General features: G+C 66.6%; 23 protein-coding genes. 11 read left to right on the top strand and 12 right to left on the bottom strand.

All coding sequences use genetic code 11. The annotated features are described in order from the left end of the window. Positions 1-89: 89 nt before the first annotated feature. Positions 90-410: a hypothetical protein gene (locus FOC67_RS11680; protein WP_159060630.1), complete on the bottom strand. Its 321-nt coding sequence runs from the start codon at positions 408-410 to the stop codon at positions 90-92. On the opposite strand from FOC67_RS11680, the gene FOC67_RS11675 reads away from it, so the two are divergent. Then, a complete protein-coding gene (locus FOC67_RS11675) occupies positions 345-1,439 on the top strand; it encodes an MBL fold metallo-hydrolase (RefSeq protein WP_199806072.1) in 1,095 nt (364 codons plus the stop codon). The genes FOC67_RS11680 and FOC67_RS11675 overlap by 66 nt on opposite strands. Before the next feature lie 507 nt (positions 1,440-1,946). Here FOC67_RS11675 and FOC67_RS11670 read toward each other — a convergent pair. Next, a complete protein-coding gene (locus FOC67_RS11670) occupies positions 1,947-2,858 on the bottom strand; it encodes a LysR family transcriptional regulator (RefSeq protein WP_009315759.1) in 912 nt (303 codons plus the stop codon). 215 nt (positions 2,859-3,073) lie between these two features. Between FOC67_RS11670 and FOC67_RS11665 the strand changes: the two genes are divergently transcribed. Together FOC67_RS11665 and FOC67_RS11660 are read left to right on the top strand one after the other, a co-directional pair. After that, the gene (locus FOC67_RS11665) at positions 3,074-4,282 is read left to right on the top strand and encodes an MFS transporter (RefSeq protein WP_009315758.1); all 1,209 of its coding nucleotides are present in this window, start codon (positions 3,074-3,076) and stop codon (positions 4,280-4,282) included. Positions 4,283-4,375: 93 nt separating this feature from the next. After that, positions 4,376-5,479 carry an alpha/beta hydrolase gene (locus FOC67_RS11660; protein WP_078463937.1) on the top strand — a complete coding sequence of 368 codons (1,104 nt, stop codon included), beginning with the start codon at positions 4,376-4,378 and terminating at the stop codon, positions 5,477-5,479. Between the two features lie 138 nt (positions 5,480-5,617). Here FOC67_RS11660 and FOC67_RS11655 read toward each other — a convergent pair whose 3' ends face one another. The 8 genes from FOC67_RS11655 to FOC67_RS11620 all read right to left on the bottom strand — a co-directional run bounded on the left by FOC67_RS11655 (position 5,618) and on the right by FOC67_RS11620 (position 15,777). After that, the gene (locus FOC67_RS11655) at positions 5,618-7,201 is read right to left on the bottom strand and encodes an aldehyde dehydrogenase (NADP(+)) (RefSeq protein ID WP_024947106.1); all 1,584 of its coding nucleotides are present in this window, start codon (positions 7,199-7,201) and stop codon (positions 5,618-5,620) included. Positions 7,202-7,329: 128 nt separating this feature from the next. Further along, on the bottom strand, positions 7,330-8,325 hold the full coding sequence (gene araD1, locus FOC67_RS11650; protein ID WP_009315755.1) for an AraD1 family protein: 996 nt from the start codon (positions 8,323-8,325) through the stop codon (positions 7,330-7,332). A gap of 27 nt (positions 8,326-8,352) precedes the next feature. After that, positions 8,353-9,528 (bottom strand): L-lyxonate dehydratase, encoded by a 1,176-nt coding sequence (locus tag FOC67_RS11645; RefSeq protein WP_009315754.1) that lies wholly within the window; start codon positions 9,526-9,528, stop codon positions 8,353-8,355. Between the two features lie 30 nt (positions 9,529-9,558). Next, on the bottom strand, positions 9,559-10,881 hold the full coding sequence (locus FOC67_RS11640) for an MFS transporter (protein WP_009315753.1): 1,323 nt from the start codon (positions 10,879-10,881) through the stop codon (positions 9,559-9,561). 185 nt (positions 10,882-11,066) lie between these two features. Further along, positions 11,067-12,317 (bottom strand): OprD family porin, encoded by a 1,251-nt coding sequence (locus FOC67_RS11635; protein ID WP_009315752.1) that lies wholly within the window; start codon positions 12,315-12,317, stop codon positions 11,067-11,069. Positions 12,318-12,489: 172 nt separating this feature from the next. Continuing rightward, complete coding sequence (locus tag FOC67_RS11630; protein ID WP_003123450.1) at positions 12,490-13,503, bottom strand: 4-hydroxythreonine-4-phosphate dehydrogenase PdxA; 1,014 nt, start codon at positions 13,501-13,503, stop codon at positions 12,490-12,492. After that, positions 13,500-14,459, bottom strand: a complete 960-nt coding sequence (locus tag FOC67_RS11625; RefSeq protein WP_003159110.1) for an amidohydrolase — start codon at positions 14,457-14,459, stop codon at positions 13,500-13,502. The genes FOC67_RS11630 and FOC67_RS11625 overlap by 4 nt, the downstream gene beginning before the upstream one ends. Further along, positions 14,452-15,777, bottom strand: coding sequence for an MFS transporter (locus tag FOC67_RS11620; RefSeq protein ID WP_009315749.1), 1,326 nt, complete (start codon positions 15,775-15,777; stop codon positions 14,452-14,454). Before FOC67_RS11620 ends, FOC67_RS11625 begins: the two co-directional genes overlap by 8 nt. A gap of 266 nt (positions 15,778-16,043) precedes the next feature. Between FOC67_RS11620 and FOC67_RS11615 the strand changes: the two genes are divergently transcribed. The 8 genes from FOC67_RS11615 to FOC67_RS11580 all read left to right on the top strand — a co-directional run bounded on the left by FOC67_RS11615 (position 16,044) and on the right by FOC67_RS11580 (position 23,285). Next, entirely contained in the window at positions 16,044-17,057 is a 1,014-nt protein-coding gene (locus tag FOC67_RS11615; RefSeq protein ID WP_305965286.1) for a tripartite tricarboxylate transporter substrate binding protein, read from the top strand. Positions 17,058-17,084: 27 nt separating this feature from the next. After that, positions 17,085-17,615, top strand: coding sequence for a tripartite tricarboxylate transporter TctB family protein (locus FOC67_RS11610; protein WP_009315743.1), 531 nt, complete (start codon positions 17,085-17,087; stop codon positions 17,613-17,615). After that, complete coding sequence (locus FOC67_RS11605) at positions 17,612-19,132, top strand: tripartite tricarboxylate transporter permease (RefSeq protein ID WP_023091835.1); 1,521 nt, start codon at positions 17,612-17,614, stop codon at positions 19,130-19,132. Before FOC67_RS11610 ends, FOC67_RS11605 begins: the two co-directional genes overlap by 4 nt. Before the next feature lie 67 nt (positions 19,133-19,199). After that, positions 19,200-20,147, top strand: coding sequence for a LysR family transcriptional regulator (locus FOC67_RS11600; RefSeq protein WP_003089050.1), 948 nt, complete (start codon positions 19,200-19,202; stop codon positions 20,145-20,147). An 81-nt stretch (positions 20,148-20,228) separates the two neighbouring features. After that, the gene (locus FOC67_RS11595) at positions 20,229-20,705 is read left to right on the top strand and encodes a hypothetical protein (RefSeq protein WP_009315739.1); all 477 of its coding nucleotides are present in this window, start codon (positions 20,229-20,231) and stop codon (positions 20,703-20,705) included. Positions 20,706-21,002: 297 nt separating this feature from the next. Continuing rightward, entirely contained in the window at positions 21,003-21,809 is an 807-nt protein-coding gene (locus tag FOC67_RS11590; protein WP_003124678.1) for an ABC transporter substrate-binding protein, read from the top strand. A gap of 80 nt (positions 21,810-21,889) precedes the next feature. Next, on the top strand, positions 21,890-22,606 hold the full coding sequence (locus FOC67_RS11585; protein WP_003089046.1) for an amino acid ABC transporter permease: 717 nt from the start codon (positions 21,890-21,892) through the stop codon (positions 22,604-22,606). 1 nt (position 22,607) lies between these two features. Then, the gene (locus tag FOC67_RS11580; protein WP_003089043.1) at positions 22,608-23,285 is read left to right on the top strand and encodes an amino acid ABC transporter permease; all 678 of its coding nucleotides are present in this window, start codon (positions 22,608-22,610) and stop codon (positions 23,283-23,285) included. Between the two features lie 15 nt (positions 23,286-23,300). Here the strand turns inward: FOC67_RS11580 and FOC67_RS11575 are convergent, their stop codons facing one another. Together FOC67_RS11575 and FOC67_RS11570 are read right to left on the bottom strand one after the other, a co-directional pair. Beyond that, positions 23,301-24,185, bottom strand: a complete 885-nt coding sequence (locus tag FOC67_RS11575; RefSeq protein ID WP_009315738.1) for a DUF1911 domain-containing protein — start codon at positions 24,183-24,185, stop codon at positions 23,301-23,303. A gap of 125 nt (positions 24,186-24,310) precedes the next feature. Then, complete coding sequence (locus FOC67_RS11570) at positions 24,311-25,906, bottom strand: EAL domain-containing protein (protein ID WP_031686623.1); 1,596 nt, start codon at positions 25,904-25,906, stop codon at positions 24,311-24,313. Positions 25,907-25,946: the final 40 nt, after the last annotated feature.

Here is a 25,946-nt window from a genome sequence, read left to right as displayed (position 1 = left end):
ATCCTGAATGGGAAGGAGTCGCCATTGGCTTTCCATTTCCCATGCCAGGTTTTTTATTGATGTAGATCAATGATTTGAAGGTTTATGAGTCATATTGACACGGTCTTTTTGCGGTCGTAATGACCCGCATGGAGTCGATTTGACTCTGCGCCGATGACAGCTTCGGGCGCTTCGGAACGGCCTCGTCGATGACGCTCAATGATTGGGGCGAGCGGGGTATTCGACCGTTTGAGCAGGCCCGCACGATCGGGCAAGGACTCCCGAGGAATAGGCAATGACGAGGAGGGGAGGATGCCCAATAGTGACCGCGAACGAATGCCGGCGGCTGCGCTGCGGTTGTCGAAATGCCAGACAGGAATAATGACGCTTTGAAACTTCCCTCGATACGGCGAGCCGCCATCGGCGGACATCACGATTCCCCGCAATTGCGCCAGGGGCGTTTCCACAATCTCAGCCCCAGGCCGGTGGACATGCCGGCACCCGGTGCCCGGGTGCTCTGGAACGCGCTTTTCAACAAGCCGAGAAGCACCGTCCCGCGGCAGCCTTTACCCGTGCTCAGCCCGAGCCGTGCCGAACTCGATGCGACCGTCGATGGCAGTCTGTTCCGCCTGGGTCATTCGACCTTGCTGCTGAAACTGGCCGGTAGCTGGTGGCTGACCGACCCGGTATTTTCCGAGCGCGCCTCGCCGTTGCCGTTCGCCGGGCCGAAGCGTTTCCATGCGCCGCCGGTGGCATTGGCGGATCTTCCGCCGATCCGTGGGGTAATTCTTTCCCACGATCACTACGACCACCTGGACCGCGCCGCGATCAAGGCCCTGGTCCCGCTCGTCGAACTGTTCCTGGCGCCGCTCGGCGTAGGCGACCGCCTGCTGGCCTGGGGCGTACCGCCAGGCAAGGTGCGCCAACTGGACTGGTGGCAAGATATCGAGGCTGGCGGTTTGCGCCTGACCGCCACGCCGGCACAGCACTTCTCAGGCCGTGGGCTACATGATGGGAACCGTACGCTGTGGTGTTCCTGGGTGATCGAAAGCGCCGAACTGAAGCTGTTCTTCAGCGGAGACAGCGGTTACTTCGATGGTTTCGCCGAGATCGGCCGACGCTACGGACCGTTCGATCTGACCATGCTGGAAACCGGCGCCTACAACGAACATTGGCCCTACGTGCACATGCACCCGCAGCAGACCCTCCAGGCTCACCGGGATCTTGGCGGGCGCTGGCTGCTGCCGATCCACAACGGCACCTTCGACCTGGCCATGCATGCCTGGTACGAGCCGTTCGAACGGATACTCGAACTGGCCACCGAACACGGCGTACGGGTTTCCACGCCGATGATGGGCGAACGGATCGATCTGCAAGCACCGCATGCCGGCCGACGCTGGTGGCGCGAAGTGGTCGACAGCGAAACGCAGGTGCAGGGTTACGGCTGTTGCAGAAGCTAGGTCGGCGAGCGATCGCACGAGGGCTCCAGACGGAAGCCGCCATGGAGTCGCTTCGAAATGCGTGATGCTGCCCTAGGTCCTGTGAACCTGTATATTCGCATAATGTATATTATGTTAAATTAAATATGACCTAGGTGGAACTCACATCCTTTGCGATTGAGCTTTCGGCTCGAATCTCGCCCTCTTGCCCGACACTGATAGTTAATAACCCAGCGCCGTTGTCGCCGGGTTCCTCGACATCGCTCGAAAGGATGTTTCGTTCTCGCGCTCCGACGACAACCTCCGGCCCAGGTTGGCCAGGAGGTCCTCGCCCTCGAACATTTCTTCCCACCATGCGTATGCGTCGCGTGTCTGTGAGCTGGCCTGAACCTGTGTCCGAAAAACAGCAGGTGCCTGAGGCTGGATGGTCAAACGTCGCATCTCTGGCGATTGCCGCCGTTTTCACAGATCGTCCACCCCGTGATGAGTGGCCGGCGACCGAGTCCCTGCATGCCCGCTACCCGACGCCTATGGTGCCGTTCCCCTGGGCCTGGTGTAACGCAGCGCATCCACGACCAGGCTGAAAGCCGGCGATGGTTGCCGACGGTTCGGGTAGTACAGGTAGTAGCCAGGGAACGGTGGGCACCAGTTTTCCAGCACTCGCAGCAACCGGCCCTCCTCGATATGCGGAGCGAATTCCTCTTCGGGGAGCCAGGCGATTCCCAGCCCCGCCAGCGCGGCATCCACGATATTCGGCGAGGCGTTGAAAATGAGCTGTCCATCGACACGGACGTTCACGTGTCGATCTTTCCGCTGAAAATCCCAGGCATACAGGCCGCCGCCGGACTGCATGCGCATGTTGATGCAGTTGTGGTCGACCAGATCGCGAGGACTCCTGGGCTTCGGATGTGCCGCAAAGTAGGCCGGGGCCGCGACGACCGCCATGCGCACTGGCGGCCCAATCGGCACGGCGATCATGTCCTTGTCTATGGTGTCGCCCAGGCGTACGCCGGCATCGAACCGGTCGGCCACGATGTCCCGAAAGGCATAGTTGATGTCGAACTCCACCTTGATGTCTGGATATTCCAGCAGCAACGGGGTGAGCCTGGGTAGCAACAGGGTTCGCTGGATGTGATCGCCACAGGTAATGCGAACCGTGCCACTTGGTTTGTCGCGCAGCGCCGACAACTCGTCCAGTTCCGCCTCGATCTCGTCGAAGCGATTGCCGATGGCATTCAACAGGCGCTCCCCTGCCGCCGTGGGCGAAACGCTGCGGGTGGTGCGGGTGAGCAAGCGGATCTGCAGGCGCGCCTCCAGGCCGCTTATCGACTGGCTCAATGCCGACTGCGTCACGCCCAGCTGGGCGGCGGCACGGGTGAAGGTGCCCTCGCGGGCGACGGCAACGAAGGACAGGAGGTCGTTGAGGTTACGTTTGATCATGGCCAATTCTTCCACGGACCATTAATTAGTAGAGCTTATATACCCATTAAGAATTGTTTAGCTAGTAACAGGCCGCCGCATACCCGAATATTCATTTGCAGCAATCATCTCCGCCTACCGCACCCTGACTTCCCTTCCCTGCCGACTCAGCCCAGGCGTTTGTCACCAGCGGAGCCGATCTCTTCTTTTCACTCTTTGGATAAGCCAGTTTTTTCATGACAACCCGCGCACTCGATACCGCCAACGAAAACCCTGAACAATCGGGCTCCTGGAGTGGCGTCCTGGCCATTGCGGTTTGCGCCTTCGCACTGGTCGCGTCGGAGTTCCTGCCGGTCAGCCTGCTGACTCCCATCGCCAACGACCTGGGAACTACCGAGGGCATGGCAGGCCAGGGCATCGCCATCTCCGGCGCCTTCGCCGTTTTAACCAGCCTGTTCATTTCATCCGTTGCCGGCAGCCTGAACCGCAAGACGCTGTTGCTGGGACTGACGGCGGCAATGGGCATGTCCGGCGCAATCGTCGCGCTCGCGCCAAACTATTTCGTCTACATGCTGGGCCGGGCGCTGATCGGCATAGTGATCGGCGGCTTCTGGTCGATGTCGGCAGCCACGGCCATGCGCCTGGTGCCTGCCAACGACGTGCCGCGAGCCCTGGCCCTCGTCAATGGCGGCAACGCTCTGGCGACAGTGGTGGCCGCGCCGCTGGGCGCCTGGCTAGGCACCCTCATTGGCTGGCGAGGGGCTTTTCTCTGCCTTGTGCCGGTAGCCCTGGTGGCACTGGCCTGGCAATGGACCACCCTGCCCTCCATGCGGGCCGGCGCGCGTGCTCCCGGCCCGGGCAATGTGTTCACGGTATTCGCTCTGCTCAAGCGTCCCGGTGTGATGCTCGGCATGCTCGCCAGCAGCCTGTTCTTCATGGGCCAGTTTTCCCTGTTCACCTATGTGCGACCATTCCTGGAGACGGTCACCGGCGTACATGGCGCGCATATTTCGCTGGTACTGCTGGTGATCGGTGCAGCGGGCTTTATCGGCACCCTGCTGATCGACCGGGTTCTGCAACGGCGCTTCTTCCAGACACTGGTCGCCATCCCGTTGCTGATGGCCCTGATCGCCCTGGTGCTGACGGTCCTTGGCGGCTGGCCCGCCATCGTTGTCGTCCTGCTCGGATTGTGGGGACTGACCGGTACCTCGGCCCCCGTCGGTTGGTGGGCCTGGATCGCCAGGGTGTTCCCAGAGGACGCCGAAGCCGGTGGCGGCCTGTTCGTCGCCGTGGTGCAACTCTCCATTGCCCTGGGCTCCACATTGGGTGGTCTGCTGTTCGATCGCACTGGCTATCAGGCGACCTTCTTCGCCAGCGCCGCGATGCTGCTGATCGCAGCCTTCCTGACCATCCTCACCGCACGCTCGAAAGCCCCGGCCGGCTAGACCCCGGGAACGCCCGGACGCGACTTGCCTCGCGCCGCAGGCCAGGTCGTCGAGCCGAATCCCACCACGTCGATCTGATCGATGGAGAACGCCATGGAAACCAAGCACAGCAATCGAGCCCGCTCTCGCAAGGGTGCCCTGAGGGGCGCAGTCCTTGCCGGTGCGCTGATGGCTCTCGTCGGCTGCCAGACCAGTCCGGCGGCAACGACTTCGTCAAACACCGGAGGAACCAACATGCAGCTGCAATTGACCCAGGAGTGGGACAAGACCTTTCCCCAGAGCGCAAAGGTCGAACATCGCAAGGTCACCTTCGCCAATCGCTACGGCATCACCCTGGCAGCTGACCTGTACCTGCCGAAGAAGCGTGGCGGCGATCGGCTGCCGGCAATCGTGATCGGCGGTCCGTTCGGCGCGGTCAAGGAGCAGTCCTCCGGCCTGTATGCGCAAACCATGGCCGAACGCGGATTCGTCACGCTGGCGTTCGACCCATCGTATACCGGTGAGAGTGGCGGTCAGCCACGCAACGTCGCTTCGCCGGATATCAATACCGAAGACTTCAGCGCGGCAGTGGATTTCATCGGCCTGTTGCCGGAGGTGAATCGCGAGCGCATCGGCGTCATCGGCATCTGCGGCTGGGGTGGCATGGCGCTGAACGCGGTGGCCGTGGACAAGCGCGTCAAGGCGGTGGTGACCAGCACCATGTACGACATGACGCGGGTCATGTCCAAGGGCTACAACGACAGCGTGACCCTCGAACAGCGTACGCGAACGCTGGAGCAACTGGGCCAGCAGCGCTGGAAGGACGCGGAAAGCGGTACCCCCGCCTATCAGCCGCCCTACAACGAACTGAAGGGTGGCGAGGCACAGTTCCTCATCGACTACCACGATTACTACATGACACCCCGCGGCTACCACCCGCGGGCAGTCAACTCCGGTAACGCCTGGACGATGACCACGCCGCTGTCGTTCATGAACATGCCGATCCTCACCTACATCAAGGAGATCTCGCCACGCCCGATCCTGTTCATCCACGGCGAAAAGGCCCATTCACGCTACTTCAGCGAGACCGCCTACGCCGCTGCCGCAGAGCCAAAGGAGCTGCTGATCGTTCCGGGCGCCAGTCATGTCGACCTGTACGACCGGCTGGACAGGATTCCTTTCGATCGGATTGCCGGGTTCTTCGACGAGCATCTGTAGCGTCGTGCACGCCAGGGTAACAGCGCCGGGAGATTGATTCGGCCCGCTCCCCCGCGTCCTGCCGCACACCTCTCCGGCTTTTTCCGCGCCAGCGAGGTCCCGCTCCGCTCGGGACCTCGCCCCTCCCTGGCACCCCTTTCAAGCAACCGCCGCCCGCGTCACGATCCCGTCCACCAACCGCGCAATCCCCAATGGGTTGCCATCCTTCAGCGCTTCCGGCAGCCACGCGTCCGGGTAGTTCTGGTAGCACACCGGGCGCAGGAAACGCTCGATGGCCAGGGTGCCCACCGAGGTGCCGCGGGCGTCCGAGGTGGCCGGGTATGGGCCGCCGTGGACCATCGCGTCGCAGACTTCCACGCCGGTCGGATAGCCGTTGAGCAGCAGGCGCCCTGCCTTCTGTTCCAGGAGCGGTACCAGGTCGGCGAAGGACGCCAGGTCTTCCGCTTCGGCGATCAGGGTCGCGGTGAGCTGCCCGTGCAGCCCATGCAGCGCGCGCTTCAGTTCGGCGTGGTCGGCGACCTCGACGACCACGCTGGCCGGGCCGAAGACTTCTTCCTGCAGCAACTCGTCGCCCTCCAGCAGCAGGCTGACGTCCGCCTGGAACAGTTGCGGCCGGGCCTGGCGGCCCTCCTGCGGTTGCCCGGCGAGATGGCGGACGCGCGGGTGGGCGTGCAGCGCCGCCAGGCCTTTTTCATAGCTGGCCAGCGTGCCGGCGTTGAGCATGGTCTGCGCCGGCTGGTCGTCCATGCGGGCGGCGAAGCGTTCGAGAAACGCCGAGAATTGCGCAGAGCGGATGCCGATGACCAGCCCGGGATTGGTACAGAACTGGCCGCAGCCGAGCACCACCGAGGCACTCAGTTCGTCGGCCACGGCCTCGCCGCGCTTCTTCAGCGCTGCCGGCAGCAGCACCACCGGGTTGATGCTGCTCATCTCGGCGAACACCGGGATCGGCTGCGCCCGGGCGGCCGCCATGTCGCAGAGGGCGCGGCCGCCCTTCAGCGAACCGGTGAAGCCGACCGCCTGGATCGCGGGGTGGCGGACCAGCCGCTCCCCTACTCCGCCGCCGTAGATCATGTTGAACACGCCCGCCGGCATGCCGGTGCGCTCGGCCGCGCGGAGGATCGCCGCGGCGACCCGTTCGGCGGTGGCCATGTGTCCGCTGTGCGCCTTGAACACCACCGGGCAGCCGGCGGCCAGGGCCGCGGCGGTATCGCCGCCGGCGGTGGAGAACGCCAGGGGGAAGTTGCTCGCGCCGAACACCGCCACCGGGCCGAGGCCGATCCGGCACTGGCGCAGGTCGACGCGTGGCAGCGGCTTGCGTTCGGGCCGGGCGCGGTCGATGCGCGCGCCATGGAAGTCGCCGCGCCGCAGGACTTCGGCGAACAGGCGCAGCTGGCCGCTGGTGCGGCTGCGTTCGCCCTGGATGCGCGTGGCCGGTAGCGCGGTTTCACGGCAGACGATGGCGACGAAATCAGCGTCCAGCGCGTCGAGTTCGGCGGCGATGGTATCGAGGAATTCCGCGCGGCGGCTGGCCGGCAGTTGCCGGTAGTGCGGGTAGGCGCTGGCGGCGGCTTCGGCGGCGGCGTCCACTTCTTCCGGGGTGGCTTGCACGAAGCGGTACGGCAGCGCCTCACCGCTGGCGGCGTCGAGGCTTTGCAGGAAGAGCGTGCCGGCCGCGCTGCGGGCGCCGCCGATGAAGTTGTGTCCGAGGATGGCTGTCATGTCGACCTCATACAGGGGAAGCCCCGCCGGGGATGGCCGGCGGGGTTGGAGCCAAGGCTCCGCAGGAATGAAGGAAACCGTGCCGCGGGTCTCTCGTGGAGCTCCGGCCTATGCACGGCGGTGGGGCTTCAGAGCGCTACCACCCGCCCCGGCGTCAGTGCGGTCTCGACGGCGGCGATGCCATTGCGCAGCGGCGCGCCGAACTCGGCCATGGCGATCTCGAAGACATCCCCCGGAGCAGCCTTGATCCCGTCGGCGAAGGACAGCGTGGCGGTACCGAAGTAATGCACGTGGACGTCGCCCGGACGGAGGAACTGCGCGTACTTGAAATGGTGGTACTCGAGGTTCTCCAGGCTGTGGCACATGTTGTCCTCGCCGGAAAGGAACGCCTGCTGCCAGAGCACTTCGCCGTCGCGCAGGATCCGGCTCTCGCCCTGCAGGTGGCGCGGCAGTTCGCCGACTCGCAGCTCCGGCCCGTAGCAGCAGGCGCGTAGCTTGGAATGCGCCAGGTACAGGTAGTTGCGGCGCTCCATCAGGTGGTCGGAGAACTCGTTGCCCAGGGCGTAGCCGAGCCGGTAAGGCCGGCGGTCATCGCCGATCAGGTAGAGCCCGACCAGCTCCGGTTCCTCGCCGGCGTCCTCGGCGAAGGCCGGTAGCGGGAAGTCCGCGCCGGGGCGCACGATGATGCCGCCGTCGCCCTTGTAGAACCATTCAGGCTGCGCGCCGACCTGGCCCGCCGGTGGCTTGCCGCCCTCCAGGCCCCACCTGAAGATGCGCATGGTGTCGGTCAGCGCGGTCTCGTCGCCCTGGTTCTGCTGGTGCATGCGGTCGCGCGTCGCGGCGCTGCCCAGGTGGGTCAGGCCGGTGCCGCTGACCAGGCAATGGGCCGGGTCGTCATGATCCAGCGGCGGCAGCACCCTTCCCTCCTCAAGCAACCCGGCATAGTCTGGGCCTGGCTCGCTGCCTCGGCGCAGCACCTCGTCGTGCAGGCTGCTGCCCGCGCGAATCGCCGCCAGCCCCAGTTCGCGCGTGCTGCGCACGCCGCGCAGCACCTGTATCCCGGCGCCTTCGACGACGCCGACCCGGCGCTGCCCTGCCCGGTCCTCGAATTGAATCAGCCGCATCTCGGCTCCTCCTGTGGGCTCCGACTATCACTCGATGATGATGAAATCCTTGAGGTGCTCTTCGGATATCTCCAGGCCCAGGCCGGGCTTGTGGTCGTCCAGCTGGATATAGCCGTCGACCGGCTGCGGCTCGCCTTTGAACACGTAGTAGAACAGCTCGTTGCCGACCTCGACGTCGAACACCGGGAAGAACTCGGCCATCGGCGAGGCGGTGCTGGCCATGGTCAGGTGATAGTTGTGCAACTGTCCGGCGTGCGGGATCACCGGCACCGACCAGGCCTCGGCCATGGCGTTGATCTTGCGCGCGGCGGTGATCCCGCCGACGCGGTTGGTGTCGTACTGGATGACGTCCACCGCGCGGCGCTCCAGCAGGTCCTTGAAGCCGTGGCCGGTGAATTCGTGCTCGCCGCCGGAGATCGGCATGATCCCCATCTTCTTCAGCTCGACGTAGCCCTCGATGTCATCGGCGATCACCGGCTCCTCCAGCCAGCGCGGTTCGAACTCGGCGAGCTTCGGCAGCATCCGCCGGGCGTATTCCAGGGTCCAGCCCATGTAGCATTCGAGCATGATGTCGATGTCCGGCCCGGCCAGTTCGCGTAGCGCGCGGACCTGCTCGATGTTCCTGCGCATGCCCGTCGGGCCGTCCTTGGGGCCATAGCCGAAGCGCATCTTCAGCGCGGTGAAGCCCTGGTTCAGGTAGCCCTGGGCCTCTTCGAGGAAGGCGTCGAGGTTGTCGTTGGCGTAGAGCTTCGAGGCGTAGGTCCAGATCTTCTCCTTGGTGCGGCCGCCGAGCAGCTTGAACACCGGCTTGTTCACCGCCTTGCCCATGATGTCCCAGATCGCCAGGTCCACCGCCGAGATGGCCGCCATGCCGATGCCCTTGCGGCCCCAGGCGTGGGTGCGGCGATACATCTTCTGCCAGATGTACTCGTTGTCGAACGGGTCTTCGCCGATGCAGATCGGCGCCAGGTAGAGGTCGACGACTTCCTTCGCCACGCGCGGCGCCAGGGCGCAGTTGCCGATGCCGACGAGGCCGTCGTCGGTCTCGATCTCCACCACCAGCCAGCCGTGGAAGCGGAACGAGCCCATGGCGTCTCCCTTCTCGAACAGGATGTCGCTGGCATTGGTGCAGAAGTGCGCCTGCGGCGGGACGACCTTGCCCTTCCATTCGAAGACGCGGGTACGGACGGATTTGATTTTCATGTCGCAGCTCCTATCGGTGCGTAGTGTGAGTCAGCCGGCCTGCCGCGCTCGCAGCGGGACGGACGACGATCCGGAAGTCTTCAGCCGGGCCAGCAGGCAGGCGCCGAGCAGGCCGACGGCGGCCAGGGCGAACATGCCGGCGCGCGGGTCGGCGAACTGGCTTTCCATGAGGGTCTTGAGGTTCGGCGCGACGAAGCCGCCGAGGTTGCCCAGGGAGTTGATCAGGGCGATGCCGCTGGCCGCGGCCGCACCGCTCAGGTAGCCGGTGGGAAGGGTCCAGAACAGCGGCTGCACCGAGACGAAGCCGGACGCGGCGAAGCAGAAGGCGATCACCGCCAGGCCCAGGTTGCCGGCCAGCGCCGAGGCGGCGATACCGGCTGCGGCCATGCCCAGCATGGCCACCGCGAGCTGGCGATGCTGGCCGATGCGGTCGGCCTGGCGGGTCACCAGGCGCGTTACCACCAGGGCGCAAGCCCAGGGAATCGCGGTGATCAGGCCGACGTTCAGGCCGACCTGGCCGTCGAGGAAGCTGGCGATGCGGGTCGGCAGGTAGAACACCACGCCGTACACGCTCATCTGGATGGTGAAGTAGACCAGGCAGAACTTCAGCACCTGGCCGCTGCGCAGAGCGCTGAGGAAGCCGTGCGGGCCGCGTGCCTGTTTGCGGGTGTCTTCTTCGGCCAGCTCGCCTTCCAGCGCCCGCTTCTGCTCGTCGCTCAGCCAGCCGGCATCGCGCGGGCGGTCGACCAGGTAGAAGTAGGCGGCAATGCCGACCAGCGAGGCCAGCAGGCCCTCGGTGACGAACAGCCACTGCCAGTTGGCCAGGCCGAAGATGCCGTGGAACTCCAGCAGCCAGCCGGACAGCGGACCGCCCAGCACCAGCGCCAGCGGCAGGCCGAAATAGAACAGGCCGAGCGCCTGGGCACGGCTGCGCTGCGGGAACCAGTAGGTGAGGTAGAGGATGATGCCGGGGAAGAAGCCCGCCTCGGCGACGCCCAGCAGGAAGCGCAGGACATAGAAAGTCATGGCGTCGTCGGCGAACATCATCGCCGCCGAGACCAGGCCCCAGGTGACCATGATCCTGCACAGCCAGACCCTGGCGCCGAGGCGGTGCAGCATCAGGTTGCTGGGTACCTCGAAGCAGGCATAGCCGATGAAGAAGATGCTCGCGCCGAACGCGAAGGCGGCATCGCCGAGGCCGGTGTCGGCTTGCAGGAAGGCCCGCGCGTAACCGACGTTGGCCCGGTCGATGAAAGCCAGTACATACATCAGGACCAGGAAAGGCAGGAGCCGCAGGCGGCTGGTGGCGATCGCCGAGGACAGCAGCCTGGCGTGGTCGTTCATGGCGCTCATGGAGGGCTTCCTTCTTGTTGTTGTTCGACGCGGAGGCGGCATGGCCGCTTGCGTTGGGCCGACTGTAGCCAGGCCGCTCCCGCGCGGATAATCACTTCTGCGCATTCATCGATAACCCCAGGCAATACCTTTTCACCAATCAGCCAATCGCCGGTTATCGGGCAGCAGCGAGAACGGCCCTGCGCTCAGAGCAGCGGCAGGGAATACGAGAGGATCAGGCGGTTCTCGTCGACATCGGCGGCATGGTTGGACCGCAGCATGGCGTTGCGCCAACGCAGGCCGAGGTTCTTCAGCGGGCCGCTCTGGATCACGTAGGCGACGTCCACGTCGCGTTCCCAGGCGCGGCCGTCGTCCATCGCCTTCGTCCGGGCATGGGCGCCGCTGGCGTAGCGGGCCATGGCGGTCAGCCCGGGAATGCCCAGGGCGACGAAGTCGTAGTCGTAGCGCAGTTGCCAGGAGCGCTCGCCGGCGCTGGTGAAGTTGCGCACCTGGATGTCGTTGACCAACGGCGTGCTGGTGCCGGCGATGTAGAGCATCCCGTCGTCGCCGTACATGCGCTGGTAGCCGGCGCCGAGGCTGTGGCGGCCGCGGGTCGCGCTGAAGAAACCGGTCAGCGCGCGATTCTCCAGATCACCGAGCTTCGCGGCACCTTCGTCGCGCGTGTCGAAGAGCCCGACGCTGGCGCCCAGGCGCCAGCCGCCGAAGCTCTGCTTGTGGCTCAAGCTGTAGTAGTCCTGCCGGTAGATGTCTTGCAGTCGCGCCTGCCACAGCCCGACCTGGCTGCGCTCGGCATTGAAGCGGTACTCCGCGCCCAGGTAGTCGAAACGGTCGGAGAACACCCCGCCGCGCCCATCCACCGAGAGGTCCTGGTGGTCGCTGGAGTTGCGCTGGCTGAGCGAACGCATCTGCCCGCCGTGCAGGGTCAGGCCGGCGATTTCCCTGGAGGTCAGCATGCCGCCCTGGAAGGTCTGTGGCAGCAGGCGGCCGTCGTTGCGCAGGAGGATTGGCAGTTCCGGCAGCAGTTCGCCGAGCTTCAGCTCGGTATTCGACAGCTTCAGCTTCGGCGCCACGCCCAGTCGCGCGTAGTCGTCCGCTGCGCGTCCGTCGGCGTGGCGTGGCAGCAGCCCGGAGCCGGCACGATCAGGGCTGCTGTCGAGCTTCAGGCCGAGCTGGCCGATCAGCTCGACGCCGAAGCCCAGGGTGCCCTGGGTATAGCCGGATTTTGCCTGTAGGAGAAAGCCTTGGGCCCACTCCTCCTGTTTCGACTGCGCCGCGCCGGGCTGGCGGAAGTCGCGATTGAAATAGAGATTGCGCAGGCCGAGGCTGACGCTGGCGTCTTCGATAAAGCCCTCGGCGCCGGCGAGCGACGGCAGGCCGGCCAGCAGGACCGGGGCGAGCGAGGCGGATTTCAGCAGGTTCGGAGCGGAACGGGTCATTGTTGTTTTTCCTTTTCCCAGGCCGAAGCGAGCCGTGGAGCGCTGCGGCTCCAGGCGATGTGTCTCTCGTCGAAGGTGCGACGCCTCCTGCCCCGCCGCGACGGTACAGGGAGGCGCCAGGGAGCGCGTTACGAAGGGGCGGCGCTCTGGTTGTCGCGTCGCATGCAGGCGATCAGGCTTTGCGCCTGCCCATCCGGCAGGCGATCTCGAACGCCTGGCGGGTGGCGCCGACGTCGGCCCTTCCCTGCCCGGCGATATCGAAAGCGGTACCGTGGGCCGGCGTAGCGATGGGGATCGGCAGGCCGCCCTGGACGGTCACGCCGCGGGAGAAGCCCATCAGCTTGATCGCGATCTGCCCCTGGTCGTGGTACATGGTCACCACCGCGTCGAAGGCACGGGCGTCGCCCTGCACTTTGAGGAAAATGGTGTCGGCGGGATACGGGCCGTCGGCGGCGATCCCCTGTTCGCGCGCCTTCTGCACCGCCGGAGCGATGATGTCCAGCTCCTCGCGGCCGAAGCTGCCGTTGTCGCCGTTGTGCGGGTTCAGTCCGCAGACGCCGATGCGCGGCCGCGCCAGGCCGCTGCGGCGCAGCGCGTCGTCGATCAGGCGGATCGCCTCCCCTACCCGCTCCTGGCTGAGCAGGCCCGGCACCTCGGCCAGGGCTACGTGGGAGGTCACCCGCGAGGTCCAGAGGTCGTCGAGGACGTTGAACTCGCAGAACGGGCCGCCGAACCCCAGGCGCTCGGCGAACCAGTGCAACTCGTCGCTGTGGTCCATGCCGGCCATGTGCAGCGAGGTCTTGTTCAGCGGGCCGAAGAGGATCGCGTCGGTCCTGCCGCTGCGGGTCAGTTCGAGGGCCAGCGCGAGGGTTTCCAGGCTGTAGCGGCCACCGACGGCGCTCGCTTCGCTGCGTGGGAACTCGTCCCCGCCCTGGCTGAGCCAGGGATGCAGCAATGGCGTGGCGTCGGCGAAATCCAGGGTCTCCAGGGCGTCGATGCGTCGGTAGGGGAATTCGCAGCCGGCGATGCGCATGCCGCGGCGCATTTCCGCTTCGTCGGCGATCAGCACGATGTGCGCCTTCTCGCGCACCTCGGTGTCGGCCAGCAGGCGGGCGATCAGTTCCGGGCCGATGCCGGCCGGATCGCCCAGGACCATGGCCAGTCGCGGTAGGGATGGAGCGTTCATGGGGAAGTCCTCGGGTCGAGCGACGCCTGCTGCAGGCGCACGGTGTCGGGTACGGTGCGGTAGATGCGCCGCGCGTTGCTATGGAAAAGCCGTTCCTGGTCGGCGTACGGCAGGTCGGCGACGATGCGTTTGAAACCGCCATAGATGTCGTCGAACGAGCCGCACAGGCTGTCCACCGGGAAGTTGCTGGCGAACATCGCCCGCTCGACGCCGAACAGGGCGATGCTTTCGCGGACGATCCAGGCGTTGTCCTCGACGCTCCAGCGCCGGCCGGCCTGGCCGATGCCGGAGATCTTCAACGCCACGTTGGGGCATTCGGCGAAGCGCGCCATGGCCCGTTGCCAGGCGGCCAGCCCCTCCTCGCTGCGATCGGACGGCAGGCCGGCATGGTTGAGCACGATCAGCGTATCGGGGAAGTCGCGCGCCAGGCATGCGGCCTCGGCGAGGTTCCACCAGGGTGTCTGCAGGTCGAAGTGCAGGCCGTGCCGGGCCAGCTCGGCATAGCCGCGACGCCAGCGCTCGTCGCTCATCAGGCTGCGCAGCTCGCCGACCTGTTGCGGGCGTTGCGGACCGCCGGGCTTGTGGCGGACGCTGCGGACCCGTGCGAAGCCCGCCTGCGCCGCCAGCACCTCGGCGGCGTCCGGCGCGTCCAGCCAGGCCTGCGCCACCACTGCGTGGGGCGCGCCATGGCGTTCGGCGAGGTGATGCACGAAGCGGGTTTCGCCGAGCGGATCGCGCGGGTCCCACTCGGTTTCCACGTAGACCGTCTCGACCACCCTGTGTGCGCCGACGTCGCCGAAGTAGTCCGCCGGCAGGTAGCGGCGCTTGATCGCGCTGTAGTCGCCGTAGCGGAACGGAATCTTGGCGTCCTCCGCGAGCCAGGGGTGGTAGTTCGCCTGCGGGTCCCAGAAATGATGATGGGCGTCGACGATCGGCCCGTCGTACAGCTCAGCCATGCTTTGCCTCGGTCTTGTCCAGGGAAATCAGCAGGGTGCCGGCGATGAAGGCTGCCGAGCAGAGGGCGAAGAAGCCCAGCACCGCGGCATATCCGCCCAGGTGTTGCAGCAGCAGCCCGACCAGGATCGGCACGGCGATGCCGCCGAGGCTGCCGGCCATGTTCATCACCCCGCCGACCAGGCCGACCCGGGCCGGAGCGGCGAGCAAGGCCGGAAAGCTCCAGTACAGGCTGCCCCACATCAGGAAGAAGGCGGTCAGCGCCAGCAGGGTCACGGCGGCATAGGCATCTTCCAGGCTCGGCAACAGCAGGAAGGCGACCAGCGCCGCGAGGCCCGAGACCGTCAGCAGGCCCTTGGCCGCCAGGCCGCGGCGCACGCCCTTGCGGATCAGCAGGTCGCAGAGGAAGCCGCCGACCAGGGAACCGACGGCGCCGCAGAGGAAGATGACGAAGGTCGCGGCGCCGATACCCTTGATATCGAAGCCGCGCGCCTGCGCCAGGTAGCTAGGACCCCAGGTCAGCAGGCCGAAGAACACCATGGCCCAACTGGCGCGGCCGAGGACGATACCGACCAGGGAGCGGCCGGCGATGCCCAGTCTTCCGCCGGCCTGGCAGTCCGCTTCGGCGAGCGGGGTGGAGCGGTCGGCGTTGATCCGGTCCAGCTCGGCGGCGTTGACCCCGGGATGCTCGGCCGGGTCGTCGCGCAGGTAGTGCCAGGCCAGCCAGGCCATGGCCAGGGTGGCAATGCCGGCGATGAAGAAGGCGCTGCGCCAGGAGCCGAGCACGGCGATCAGGTAGGCGATGACCAGCCCGCCGAGAGCGACGCCCAGCGGCCCTCCGCAGTCCATCAGCACGGCGCCGCGGCTGCGTTCGCTGGAGCCCAGCCACAGCGAGTTGAGCTTGCCGCCGGAGGGGAACAGCGGCGCTTCCGCCGCGCCCAGGGCGACCCGGGCGAACATCAGCGACAGGCCGCCGCTGGCGAAGGCCGCGAGGGTCTGGAAGGCTCCCCAGAGGCCGGTGGACCAGCCGATCACCCGGCGCGGGCCGTAGCGGTCGATCAGCCAGCCGCCGGGAATCTGCAACAGCGCGTAGGCCCAGAAGAAGCTGCTGAGGATCAGCCCCTGCATGCTCGGCGTGAGCTGGAATTCACCGGCGATGGTGGGCATGGCGATGGACAGCGAGACCCGGTCGACCAGGTTGATCACCGTCAGGGCGAAGACGATGGCGAAGATGCGCCAGCGGACGTTGCTGGGTTTTGCGGCAGTGGCCTTGTCCTGGGCAGGATCAGCCTGGAGCACGGCGGTCTGTGCCTGAGCCATGGGTCGTACCTCTTTTATTGTTGTTCTTGTGCTGCGGAACTGGGTTGGCAGGTCCGGCAGGCCCACTATCCGGCTTTCCATCGATAACCGTCTAATCAAAGCTGCTCATACGGCCATTTCCTACGGTTATCGCTCCAGGTATCCGACATCCGCTTCCACTCATAACCCCAGGCTATCGGTGTATGCCTTATTTTGAGTGGACGCTTATCGGTGCGCTTCGCACACTCCGCTCTACCCATAACAACAATGACAACCAGAGGTCCTCCATGCGTACCGCATATGCGCGCTCCGTCCCCTCCTTCCTGGCCGCTTGCGCCCTGCTCTGCTGCACCGCCCTACCCGCCCTGGCGGCTGCCTGGAAACCCGAAGAGAACCTGGAAATCGTCGTCGCCGGCGGTCCCGGAGGCGGCACCGACCAACTCGCCCGCCTGGTCCAGTCGGCGATCAGCCAGAACAAGCTGCTCGACGTCAACACCGTGGTGCTGAACAAGGGCGGCGGCAACGGCGCCGAAGCCTTCCTCGACCTGAAGCTGGCCAAGGGCAACGCGCACAAGCTGGTGATCGGCACCAACAATGTCTACCTGCTGCCGTTGGTGGCCCGGCTGGGCTACCAATGGACCGACCTGACGCCGGTGGCGGCGGTGGCCGAGGACGACTTCATCCTCTGGACCTACCAGGCGGCGCCGTGGGCGGACGCCGCGGCGTTCCTCGCCGATCTGAAGAAGGACGCGGCAGGCATGCGCTTCGGCGGCAGCCAGTCGAAGGACGTCGACCAGACTCTAAGCCTGCTGCTCGGCAAGCAGGTCGGCGGCAAGCCGACCTACATCTCCTTCAAGAGCGGCAGCGAGGCGTCCATCCAGTTGGCCGGCAGGCACATCGCCGCCAACCTCAACAACCCGGCGGAAAGCCTCAGCCAGTGGCGCGGCGGCCAGGTCCGGCCGCTCTGCGTGTTCAGCCACGAGCGCATGATCTACACCGCCAAGGTCGCTGCCGAGCAGTCCTGGGCGGACATCCCCACCTGCCACGAACAGGGCCTGGGCATCGACCAGTACCGCTTCCCGCGCACCGTGTTCCTGCCCGGCGGAGTCAGCGACGAGCAGCGCGCCTTCTACGTCGAGTTGATGCGCAAGGTCAGCCAGACCGGCGAGTTCAGGGACTATGTAGAACGCTCGGCGCTGGCGCCGACCTTCCTCGCTGGCGAGGACCTGGTGAGCTACATCGAGAAGGACCGCCAGCGCGTCATCCCGCTGTTCCAGGAAGCCGGCTGGCTTCGCCAGTAACCCGCGTAGCGCGACCAGGAGACGAACATGTCCAGCTCATCCAATGCGCCGCTGGTCGCCACCCGCTGGGTGGAGATCGGCCTGGCGCTGTTCACCGCCGCGCTCGGCGCGATCGTCATGTACGGCAGCCAGGATATCGGCATCGGCTGGGGCGACAGCGGCCCCGAGGCCGGCTATTTCCCCTTCTACATCGGCCTGCTGCTGAGCGCCGCCAGCCTCGGCAACCTGCTCATGGCCCTGTGCCGCTGGCGGGCGCTGGGTACCTCGTTCGTCGCCCGCGCGGCCTTTCGCCGGGTGCTTGCGGTGTTCCTGCCGATCGCCGCCTACGTGGCGGCCATGCCGTTCGCCGGGATCTACCTCGCCTCCGCGTTGTTCATCGCCTGGTTCATGTGGCGCGACCGCAGCCGCGACAAACCCTACGGCGTGCCGCTGATCGTCACGCTGTCCTGCGGCGCGGCGCTGGCCAGCTACCTGGTCTTCGCCGTCTGGTTCAAGGTGCCGCTGGATGCCGGAGTACTGGCCGACCTCGCGGCCTTCGTCGGGAGCGCCAGGCCATGAGCGAATTCGATTCCCTGATGCAGGGCATGAGCCTAGTCCTCAGCGCCCATCACCTCGGCCTGATGGTGATCGGCGTGCTGCTCGGCATCCTGGTCGGCGTGCTGCCGGGCCTCGGTGCGCCGAACGGGGTGGCGCTGCTGCTGCCGCTGACCTTCAGCATGTCGCCGGTGTCGGCGATCATCCTGCTTTCCTGCATGTACTGGGGCGCGTTGTTCGGCGGCTCGATCACCTCGATCCTGTTCAACATCCCCGGCGAGCCCTCGTCGGTGGCCACCACCTTCGACGGCTACCCGATGGCGCGCAACGGCCAGGCCGGCGAAGCGCTGACCGCCGCCTTCACCTCGGCGCTCCTCGGGGCGCTGGTCGGCGTGCTGCTGCTGACCTTTCTGTCCACCCATATCGCTCGCTTCGCCCTGGCGTTCAGCTCGCCCGAGTTCTTCGCCGTCTACCTGCTGGCGTTCTGCACCTTCATCGGCATGAGCCGCAACCCGCCATTGAAGACCCTGGTGGCGATGACCATCGGCTTCGCCATGGCCGCCGTGGGCATGGATACCGTGTCCGGCGACCTGCGCCTGACCTTCGACCAGCCCTGGCTGCTTTCCGGGCTGAGTTTCGAGGTGGCGGTGATCGGCCTGTTCGGCATCGGCGAGATCCTCTGCACGGTGGAGGAAGGTCTGGTGTTTCGCGGCGAGCGCGCACGCATCACGCCGATGGTGATCCTGCGTACCTGGGCCAAGCTGCCGCGCTACTGGCTGACCTGGCTGCGCAGCGCGCTGGTCGGCTGCTGGATGGGCGTCACTCCGGGCGGCCCCACCGCAGCCTCGTTCATGAGCTACAGCCTGGCGCGGCGCTTCTCGAAGAACCGCGAGAACTTCGGCAAGGGCGAGGTGGAAGGCGTGATCGCTCCGGAGACTGCCGACCATAGCGCCGGCACCAGCGCCCTGCTGCCGATGCTGACGCTCGGCATCCCCGGCTCGGCGACCGCCGCGGTGATGCTCGGTGGCCTGATGATCTGGGGGCTGCATCCCGGGCCGACGCTGTTCGTCGAACAACACGACTTCGTCTGGGGCCTGATCGCCAGCATGTACCTGGGCAACGTGGTCAGCCTGATCGTGGTACTGGCGACCGTACCGCTGTTCGCCTCGATCCTGCGGATTCCGTTCGCCATCGTCGCGCCGATCATCGTCATGGTCTGCGCCATCGGCGCCTACTCGGTGCACAACGCCATGCTCGACGTGGTCCTGATGCTGCTGTTCGGCGCGCTCGGCTACCTGTTCAAGAAACTCGGCTACCCCATCGCCCCGCTGGTGCTCGCCGCGGTGCTCGGCGACAAGGCCGAGGACGCGTTCCGCCAGTCGATGCTGTTCTCCGACGGGCAACTCTCGGTGTTCTGGTCCAACCCGCTGGTGGCCAGCCTGACCGGCGCGGCGCTGGCGATGCTGCTCTGGCCGTTGCTGGCGCGGTGCGCCGGGGCGCTGTTCCGGCGTGGCCGGCGGAGTCTCCGGCATGCCGCCTGAGCCTGCGTCTGGCGGCGGGGTGGATTTCTTGTCACCCTGGGTCTCCCCGCCGCCAGCGAGATACGCCATGTCCCGGATTCCCGACGCCAGCATCATCCACAGCCGCCTGCGCCTGCGCCAGTTGCGCCTGATGCTGGCCCTGGAGGAACTCGGCTCGCTGCGCCGCGCCGCCGACGAGATCGGCATGACCCAGCCGGCGGCGACCAAGATGCTCCACGAGGCCGAAGACCTGCTCGGCGTCGAGTTGTTCGAGCGCTTGCCGCGCGGCATGCGCGCGACGCCTTTCGGCGAGACGCTGATCTATTACTCGCGGATGATCTTCGCCGAGCTGTCCGGGATGCGCGAGGAACTGGTCGCGCTGGAGTCCGGCAACCTCGGCCGGGTCACCGTCGGAGCGATCCCGGCGCTGGCCTCGAGCCTGCTGACGCGCACCATCGCGACCCTGAAGCAGAGTCATCCACGGCTGTCGATGAGCATCCAGGTGGACACCAGCGACGTGCTGGTCCAGGCCCTGCAACAGGACCAGTTGGACGTGGTGCTCGGACGCATCCCCAGCGGCGCGCGCACCGACGACCTGGTGTTCGACAGCCTCGGCGAGGAAGAGCTCTGCGTGGTGGTCGGCGCGCAGAACCCGTTGTCGCAGGCACGCAAGCTGGACTGGGGCGAGTTGCAGGAGCTGACCTGGGTGTTGCAGCAGCACCCCAGCCCGATGCGCGGGATCGTCAACCAGGCCTTCCACAATGCGCGCATCGACCTGCCGAGCAGTATCGTCGAGACCACCTCGATCATGACCCTGCTCTCCCTGCTGCAACAGACCGACATGATCGGCATCACTCCACGCTCGGTGATCGAGGACTACCCGGGCAAGCACCTGCTGGCGATCCTGCCGATCCAGCTGGAGCCGCGCCTGCCGCCCTATGGCCTGATCACCCGACGCAACCGGGTCCACTCCTCGGCCATGCAGACCTTCATGGCCAGCGTACATGCCGAACAGGCGCGGCACCTGGCGAAGTGAGCGGCACTAGCACAAATGAGCTAATAGCCGCGAGCCGGCTGGACCTCTAACATCCTCGGGCATTTCAACGGAGTGAATGCCATGCCCTCGATCAAGCCCTTCGGTCTCGCCCTGCTCGTCCTCGGTCTCAGCGCCTGCGCCTCCCTCGGTCAGTCGGGGAATCGCGACAACGAGGTCAAGGTCGCCGCGCAGAAGCTCATCGGCCAGCCCGCCGGCAAGGCCTTCGAACTGTTCGGCAAGCCCGACCAGGGCCTCGGCCCTTCGTCCTACGGTAGCGGCGGCTTCTACGCCTGGAACCGCGTGCGGACCCACATGGGGCCGGACAAGGTCTTCATACAGACCGGCACCGAGTACGTCGGCCAGCGCGAGACCTGGGTCGGCGTCGGTGGCCAGGGGGTCGCCGGCATGGCGCCGGTGAGCAGCGAGGCGGTCTATCGCAAGACCGGCTACTACGAGAACGAGACCATCCTCGACTATTTCTGCAGCATCACCCTGTACACCGACAGCCGGGACATCATCACCAACGCCAGCGTGATCGACTGCCAGGACAGCCGCTGACGGGGCCGCCGGGCCCCGGCCTTCCTTCTCGACGACGAACCCCCGACGCGGAAGCCCTGCGGACCATGGCGTTACGCTATCGTTTTTATTTCCTTGAATCCTTGTTTTCATACCTCTTATTTCGTCTGGAAATAAGATAGATCGATTCATTCTTTTCTCCCGACCCTTGGCCCCTGCCAAACTCCCTTCGCCACGGGATACCCCCGCGCCGACATGGCGGCATTCCCATCCGGAATGTCCGCCCCACATTGCAAGGCCCTGATCGTCGATCGCGGCCGACAAGGAGCTGGAACTTTCATGAAGAAACTCCCCGCCATCACCGCCCTCGCCCTCGCCCTGATCTCCGGCCTGGCCCAGGCCGACCGCCTGGAGGACATCCGCAAGGCCGGCGTATTGCGCGTCGCGTCCTTCGACAGCAACCCGCCGTTCGGCTTCGTCGACGCCAAGAGCAAGCAGATCGAAGGCCTCGACGTCGACTATGCCAAGGCCCTGGCCGACAAGCTGGGCGTCCGGCTGCAAGTGCTGCCGACCAACCCGGCCAACCGCATCCCGCTGCTGACGGCGAACAAGGTCGACCTGGTCCTGGCCAACTTCACCATCACCCCGGAGCGTGCGCAGCAGGTGGACTTCAGCATCCCCTACTTCTCCTCCGGCCAGCAGTTCATCGTCAAGAAAGGCACCCTGACCTCGCCGGAAGTCCTCAACAAGTGGCGGGTCGGCGTGGACAAGGGCACGGTCAACGAAGGCGTGCTGCGCGAGAAGTTCCCCGGCGCCAAGGTCATCGCCTACGACGACACGCCCTTCGCTTTCACCGCCCTGCGCAACGGCCAGGTCCAGGCCATCACCCAGGACGGTCCGAAGCTGATCGGCCTGCTGGCCAACGTGCCCGACCGCGACAAGTACGAAGTGCCGCCCTTCACCATTTCCAACGACCTGATCGGCGTCGGTATTCCCAAGGGCGAGAAGTCCCTGACCGAGTTCGTCGACAAGAGCCTGCGCGAGCTGGAGCAGGACGGTCAGGCGCAGAAGATCTACGACACCTGGTTCGGTCCGCAGACCAAGACCCCGCTGGCGCGCCTGTACAAGATCGGCGACAAGAGCTGAGCGGCCCGCTTCGCCCGCACGACCCGCGCGCCTCACTTCGCTGAGGCGCGTTTTTCGTTCTACCCGACGGAATCCCGCACATGTTCGGCGAACTTCTCGCCCCCCAGTACCTGCGCTGGTTGCTCGACGGCTTCCTGCTGACCCTCGGCCTTGCCCTGCTCAGTTGCCTGCTCGCCACCCTGATCGGCGCCCCCCTGGCCATCGCCCGGCTGTCGCGCCGACGCCTGCTGTCCTGGCCGGCGCGCGCCTACCTGGCGCTGTTCCGCAATACCCCGCTGCTGGTGCAGCTGTTCTTCTGGTACTTCGGCGTTCCCGCGCTGCTGCCGGAGGCGCTGGTGAGCTGGCTGAACACGCCGCACGAGACGCCCTTGCTCGACTGGCCGTCCTTCGAGTTCCTCGCCGGTGCCTGGGGGCTGACCCTCTATACCTCGGCTTTCGTCGCCGAGGAGTTCCGCGCCGGCATCGCCTCGGTACGCCCCGAGCAGCGCGCCGCCGGCCTCGCCCTGGGGCTGACCCAGCGCCAGGTATGGCGCGTGGTGGTGCTGCCGCAGGCCCTGCGCACAGCCCTGCCGCCGCTGCTCGGGCAGTACATGAATGCGCTGAAGAATTCCTCGCTGGCGATGGCCATCGGCCTGGCCGAGCTGTCCTACGCTTCGCGCCAGGTGGAAACCGAGACCTTCAAGACCTTCCAGGCCTTCGGCATCGCCACCCTCCTCTACATCGGCGCCATCGCCCTGATCGAAGCCTTCGGCCAGGCGTTGCAGCAGACCCGCCGCTACCGCCAGGGAGGCGCCTGAGATGGATTTCTCGGTCATCTCGGACAACCTGTCCTACCTGCTGCTCGGCGCCTACCCGGACGGCCCGCTCGGCGGAGCGGCGCTGACCCTGCTGCTGGCGTCGCTCTCCGGGCTGGCTTCGGCGGTGCTCGGCCTGGTCCTCGGCGTGGCCCTCGCGGTGCTGCCCGGCAAGCCGCGCCTGCTGCTGGTGACGTTGCTCGGCTTCTTCCGCGCGATCCCGGTGCTGATGCTGATCTTCTGGACCTACTTCCTGCTGCCGATCGTCTTCCATGTCGACGTACCGGCGCTGGCCACCGTGGTCTGCGCGCTGTCGCTGATCGGCGGCGCCTACCTCGCCCACTCGGTGTACGCCGGCATCCACAGCCTCCCCGCCGGGCAGTGGGCGGCCGCCCGCGCGCTCGGACTGCGGCCGTGGCAGGTATTGCGCCTGGTGATCCTGCCGCAGGCGCTGCCGGTGATGCTGCCATCCTTCCTCAACCAGTGGGTGTCGCTGATCAAGGACACTTCCCTGGCCTACGTGATCGGCGTCGGCGAACTGTCCTTCGTCGCCACCCAGGTGAGCAACCGGGTGATGGTCCACCCGACGGAGATCTTCCTGTTCGTCGCCCTGCTCTACTTCCTGCTCTGCACCAGCCTCGACCTGGCCGCCGCGTTCCTCGCCCGCCGCCGGCGGGCCTGAGCGGCGGCCGGTGGCTCAGGCGTCGCCGCGCGCCCGCGCGTAGTCGACCAGGTCGCCGAGGTAATGCGGCGAGGCGCGCAGGACGCCATCGTCCCAGCCGTAGAGCACGCCCAGCGCCGACACCTCCATGGCCCACCAGCCCCAGGCGTAGGGGCCGGTCAGGCGGCGGGTCTTCTTCTGCGCCTTGGGGGAAAGCTGGAAGAACTCCCGGTACTGGCTTTGCAGGTAAGGCGCCAGCGCCTGGGCGTCGCTGCCGTCCGCCTCTTCGAAGAACGCCCGCAACTGCCCGAACGGCCGTGGATGGAAGGTTTCCTCGCTGGCGGAAGTCAGGCCGAGGGCGGCCGCGCCGAGATAGTCGAGCAGGCGGTCGGTATCGAACTGCAGGACCTCCTCGACCAGGGCCGGGATTAGCTCCTGGGCGTCGAGCAGCACGCCCATGGCGAGCAGTTGCAGCGCGAACGGGTACTGGCCGGTGCGCGGCGCCAGGGCCGGCGCCGTCTCGAAGTCGACCTCGCCCTGCTCGCGCAGGCTGTCGCGGGCGGCGCCGAGCAGCCGGCTGTAGTCCAGCCACAGCGCGGCGGTCTCCAGGTAGATGGAACGCAGTTCGGCGCCGGCCAGGCCCCGGTCGATGGCCTTGAGCAGCAGCGTACTGGCGTTTTCCGCGGCCTGGCCCCAGGCCCAGGCGTTTTCCAGGGCTGCGTGCCCTTGCGCGGTGAACGGCTGGCGATAGCCGTGGCTCCGGGAAAACCTGTCGAGCGCGGCGATCAGTTCGCGCCAGTCGGCTTTCCAGTCGGCGAGGTCGATGTTCCTTCGCGGCGCCCGGTCGGTGCGGGCCAGGTTGCGCCATAGCGGCAGGGCGTCGGCGAGTCGGTTGTCCAGGGTGAGGGGGAATGCGTGCATGGCGGCCTGTGGTGATCGCGGCCGTTTCCGGCCGATCCGTGCGATCCGGAGTGCGGCCGTCCAGGCCGCGTCCGGTATGGACGGCCGATGCTAGCGCAGCGCGACGCCCCTGCGAAAGGCCCGCCCTAGCGGCCCGTCGGCTGGTTCCGGTAGTAGCCGAGGAAGGCCTCCAGCGGCAGTGCCTTGCCGAAATGCCAGCCCTGGCCGAGGGCCTCGGGCGAGCGGCGCAGCACGTGGTCGGCCTGGGCCTGTGTCTCGATCCCTTCGACGACCACGCCGATCTCCAGGTGCTCGGCCATCGAGCAGAGCTTGTCGAAGATCAGTTCGACGGCGCTGCTGTCGCCGATGGACTGGGTGAAGACCTTGTCGATCTTGATCGCGTCGACCGGCAGGTTGGCCAGGTAGACCAGGTTCGAATGGCCGGTGCCGAAGTCGTCCACGTAGATCTGCAGGCCGAGTTCGCGCAGGCGGTTCATCCCGGCCAGCAGGCAGCCCTGGGCCTCGGTGGTGCGCTCGGTCAGTTCCAGCGCCACCTGTTCCGGGCGCACGCTTTCCCTGGCCATCTGGCGCATGGCGAAATCGATGAAACCGGGGTCGGCGATGTCCTTGCCGGTGACGTTGACACTGACGTAGAAGCTCCGCTGCTCCCTCAGCAACGGCCCGAGCTGCTTCAGGGCGCGGCGGAAGACGAAACGGGTCAGCAGTTCGATGTCGCCGCTCTCCTCCAGGGCGCCGATGAAGACATCCGGGGAAACCCGCCCCAGGCTGCTATCGGTCCAGCGCGCCAGGGCCTCGACCCCGGCGCAGCGGCCGCTGGCCAGGCGTACGATGGGCTGGTAGTGCACCTCCAGGGCCTCGCGCTTCAACGCGCGCAGCAGCCTGGCCGGCAGTTTTTCGTCGTTGAGGAAGCCGAACAGGTAGCTGAGCAGCAGCATGACGCCGAACAACAGCCCGCCGCCGATCGCCGCGGCCATGGCCGCGCGTCCGGGCTCGGTGCCAAGCAGGCCGCGTTCACGGAGAAGGGAGACCACGCAGATGTCCTGCGTCGGGTCGCACAGGCTTATCTGCCGGGCGCCGATGAAGCGCGGCCAGCCGGGCCGGCCGAGCGCCTCGAGGGGCTGGTCGTCGTCCCAGGCGAAACGGTGGTAGATGTAGTCGCCGCCGCGGCTGACGGCCGCCGCCGAGATGCCCGGGTCCGGGTGGTCGACATCGAAGTAGGCATGCGGGGCGATGAAGAGGATGGCGTTGCCGCGCCCGACCAGGCCGGAAGGCAGCATCTGCAGGGGCAAGGGCATGCCCTCCGACCAGAAGCGGGTGCCTCTGGCGTCGATCCGGTCGGGCGCAGCCAGCCCCCACGGCGCTCGTAGCCGGCCGCGGACGCCGGTACAGACGATGCGATTGCCGCTGACCCGGCCGACGTCGCTCATGAAGCGCGATTCGAGCACGATGGAGCGCAGCGCCTCCAAGTCCTGGTCGCTGCAGGCCGCGGGGCCGCCGGCGTTCATCTCGTGGAGCATCTGCTCGGCCGCGGAGGAAATCTCCAGCGCCCGCTCCAGGGCCATTTCGGTGTAGGACGCCAGGTGCGCCCCGTCGTGCTGGCGATCCAGTTCGTTGATCACGAAGATCCCGCAGACACCGCCCACCAACGACGTGGTGAGCAGTATCGGCAGGATCCGCCGCCAGTTGATCCGGCCCGCGGCAGCCGTTTCACGCTCGGACATACCTTCTTCCCGTCAAAAGAGTTCATGGAAAGCACGCCAG

This window comes from Pseudomonas sp. FDAARGOS_761, assembly GCF_013343155.1.
Taxonomy (GTDB): Bacteria; Pseudomonadota; Gammaproteobacteria; order Pseudomonadales; family Pseudomonadaceae; genus Pseudomonas; species Pseudomonas aeruginosa.
The sequence above is the reverse complement of the archived record's forward strand: the minus strand, read 5'-3'. Positions and strand labels throughout refer to the sequence as shown.

Excerpts from the sequence above, each read along its gene's own strand:
- FOC67_RS11570 (WP_031686623.1), bottom strand. The coding sequence starts at position 25,906 with ATGTCCGAGCGTGAAACGGCTGCCGCGGGCCGGATCAACTGGCGGCGG.
- FOC67_RS11680 (WP_159060630.1), bottom strand. The coding sequence starts at position 410 with ATGTCCGCCGATGGCGGCTCGCCGTATCGAGGGAAGTTTCAAAGCGTC.
- FOC67_RS11640 (WP_009315753.1), bottom strand. The coding sequence starts at position 10,881 with ATGAGCGCCATGAACGACCACGCCAGGCTGCTGTCCTCGGCGATCGCC.
- FOC67_RS11665 (WP_009315758.1), top strand. The coding sequence starts at position 3,074 with ATGACAACCCGCGCACTCGATACCGCCAACGAAAACCCTGAACAATCG.
- FOC67_RS11615 (WP_305965286.1), top strand. The coding sequence starts at position 16,044 with ATGCGTACCGCATATGCGCGCTCCGTCCCCTCCTTCCTGGCCGCTTGC.
- FOC67_RS11595 (WP_009315739.1), top strand. The coding sequence starts at position 20,229 with ATGCCCTCGATCAAGCCCTTCGGTCTCGCCCTGCTCGTCCTCGGTCTC.
- FOC67_RS11645 (WP_009315754.1), bottom strand. The coding sequence starts at position 9,528 with ATGAAAATCAAATCCGTCCGTACCCGCGTCTTCGAATGGAAGGGCAAG.
- FOC67_RS11670 (WP_009315759.1), bottom strand. The coding sequence starts at position 2,858 with ATGATCAAACGTAACCTCAACGACCTCCTGTCCTTCGTTGCCGTCGCC.
- FOC67_RS11655 (WP_024947106.1), bottom strand. The coding sequence starts at position 7,201 with ATGACAGCCATCCTCGGACACAACTTCATCGGCGGCGCCCGCAGCGCG.
- FOC67_RS11600 (WP_003089050.1), top strand. The coding sequence starts at position 19,200 with ATGTCCCGGATTCCCGACGCCAGCATCATCCACAGCCGCCTGCGCCTG.
- FOC67_RS11620 (WP_009315749.1), bottom strand. The coding sequence starts at position 15,777 with ATGGCTCAGGCACAGACCGCCGTGCTCCAGGCTGATCCTGCCCAGGAC.
- FOC67_RS11635 (WP_009315752.1), bottom strand. The coding sequence starts at position 12,317 with ATGACCCGTTCCGCTCCGAACCTGCTGAAATCCGCCTCGCTCGCCCCG.
- FOC67_RS11605 (WP_023091835.1), top strand. The coding sequence starts at position 17,612 with ATGAGCGAATTCGATTCCCTGATGCAGGGCATGAGCCTAGTCCTCAGC.
- FOC67_RS11590 (WP_003124678.1), top strand. The coding sequence starts at position 21,003 with ATGAAGAAACTCCCCGCCATCACCGCCCTCGCCCTCGCCCTGATCTCC.
- FOC67_RS11580 (WP_003089043.1), top strand. The coding sequence starts at position 22,608 with ATGGATTTCTCGGTCATCTCGGACAACCTGTCCTACCTGCTGCTCGGC.
- FOC67_RS11585 (WP_003089046.1), top strand. The coding sequence starts at position 21,890 with ATGTTCGGCGAACTTCTCGCCCCCCAGTACCTGCGCTGGTTGCTCGAC.
- FOC67_RS11675 (WP_199806072.1), top strand. The coding sequence starts at position 345 with ATGCCAGACAGGAATAATGACGCTTTGAAACTTCCCTCGATACGGCGA.
- araD1 (WP_009315755.1), bottom strand. The coding sequence starts at position 8,325 with ATGCGGCTGATTCAATTCGAGGACCGGGCAGGGCAGCGCCGGGTCGGC.
- FOC67_RS11625 (WP_003159110.1), bottom strand. The coding sequence starts at position 14,459 with ATGGCTGAGCTGTACGACGGGCCGATCGTCGACGCCCATCATCATTTC.
- FOC67_RS11610 (WP_009315743.1), top strand. The coding sequence starts at position 17,085 with ATGTCCAGCTCATCCAATGCGCCGCTGGTCGCCACCCGCTGGGTGGAG.
- FOC67_RS11575 (WP_009315738.1), bottom strand. The coding sequence starts at position 24,185 with ATGCACGCATTCCCCCTCACCCTGGACAACCGACTCGCCGACGCCCTG.
- FOC67_RS11630 (WP_003123450.1), bottom strand. The coding sequence starts at position 13,503 with ATGAACGCTCCATCCCTACCGCGACTGGCCATGGTCCTGGGCGATCCG.
- FOC67_RS11660 (WP_078463937.1), top strand. The coding sequence starts at position 4,376 with ATGGAAACCAAGCACAGCAATCGAGCCCGCTCTCGCAAGGGTGCCCTG.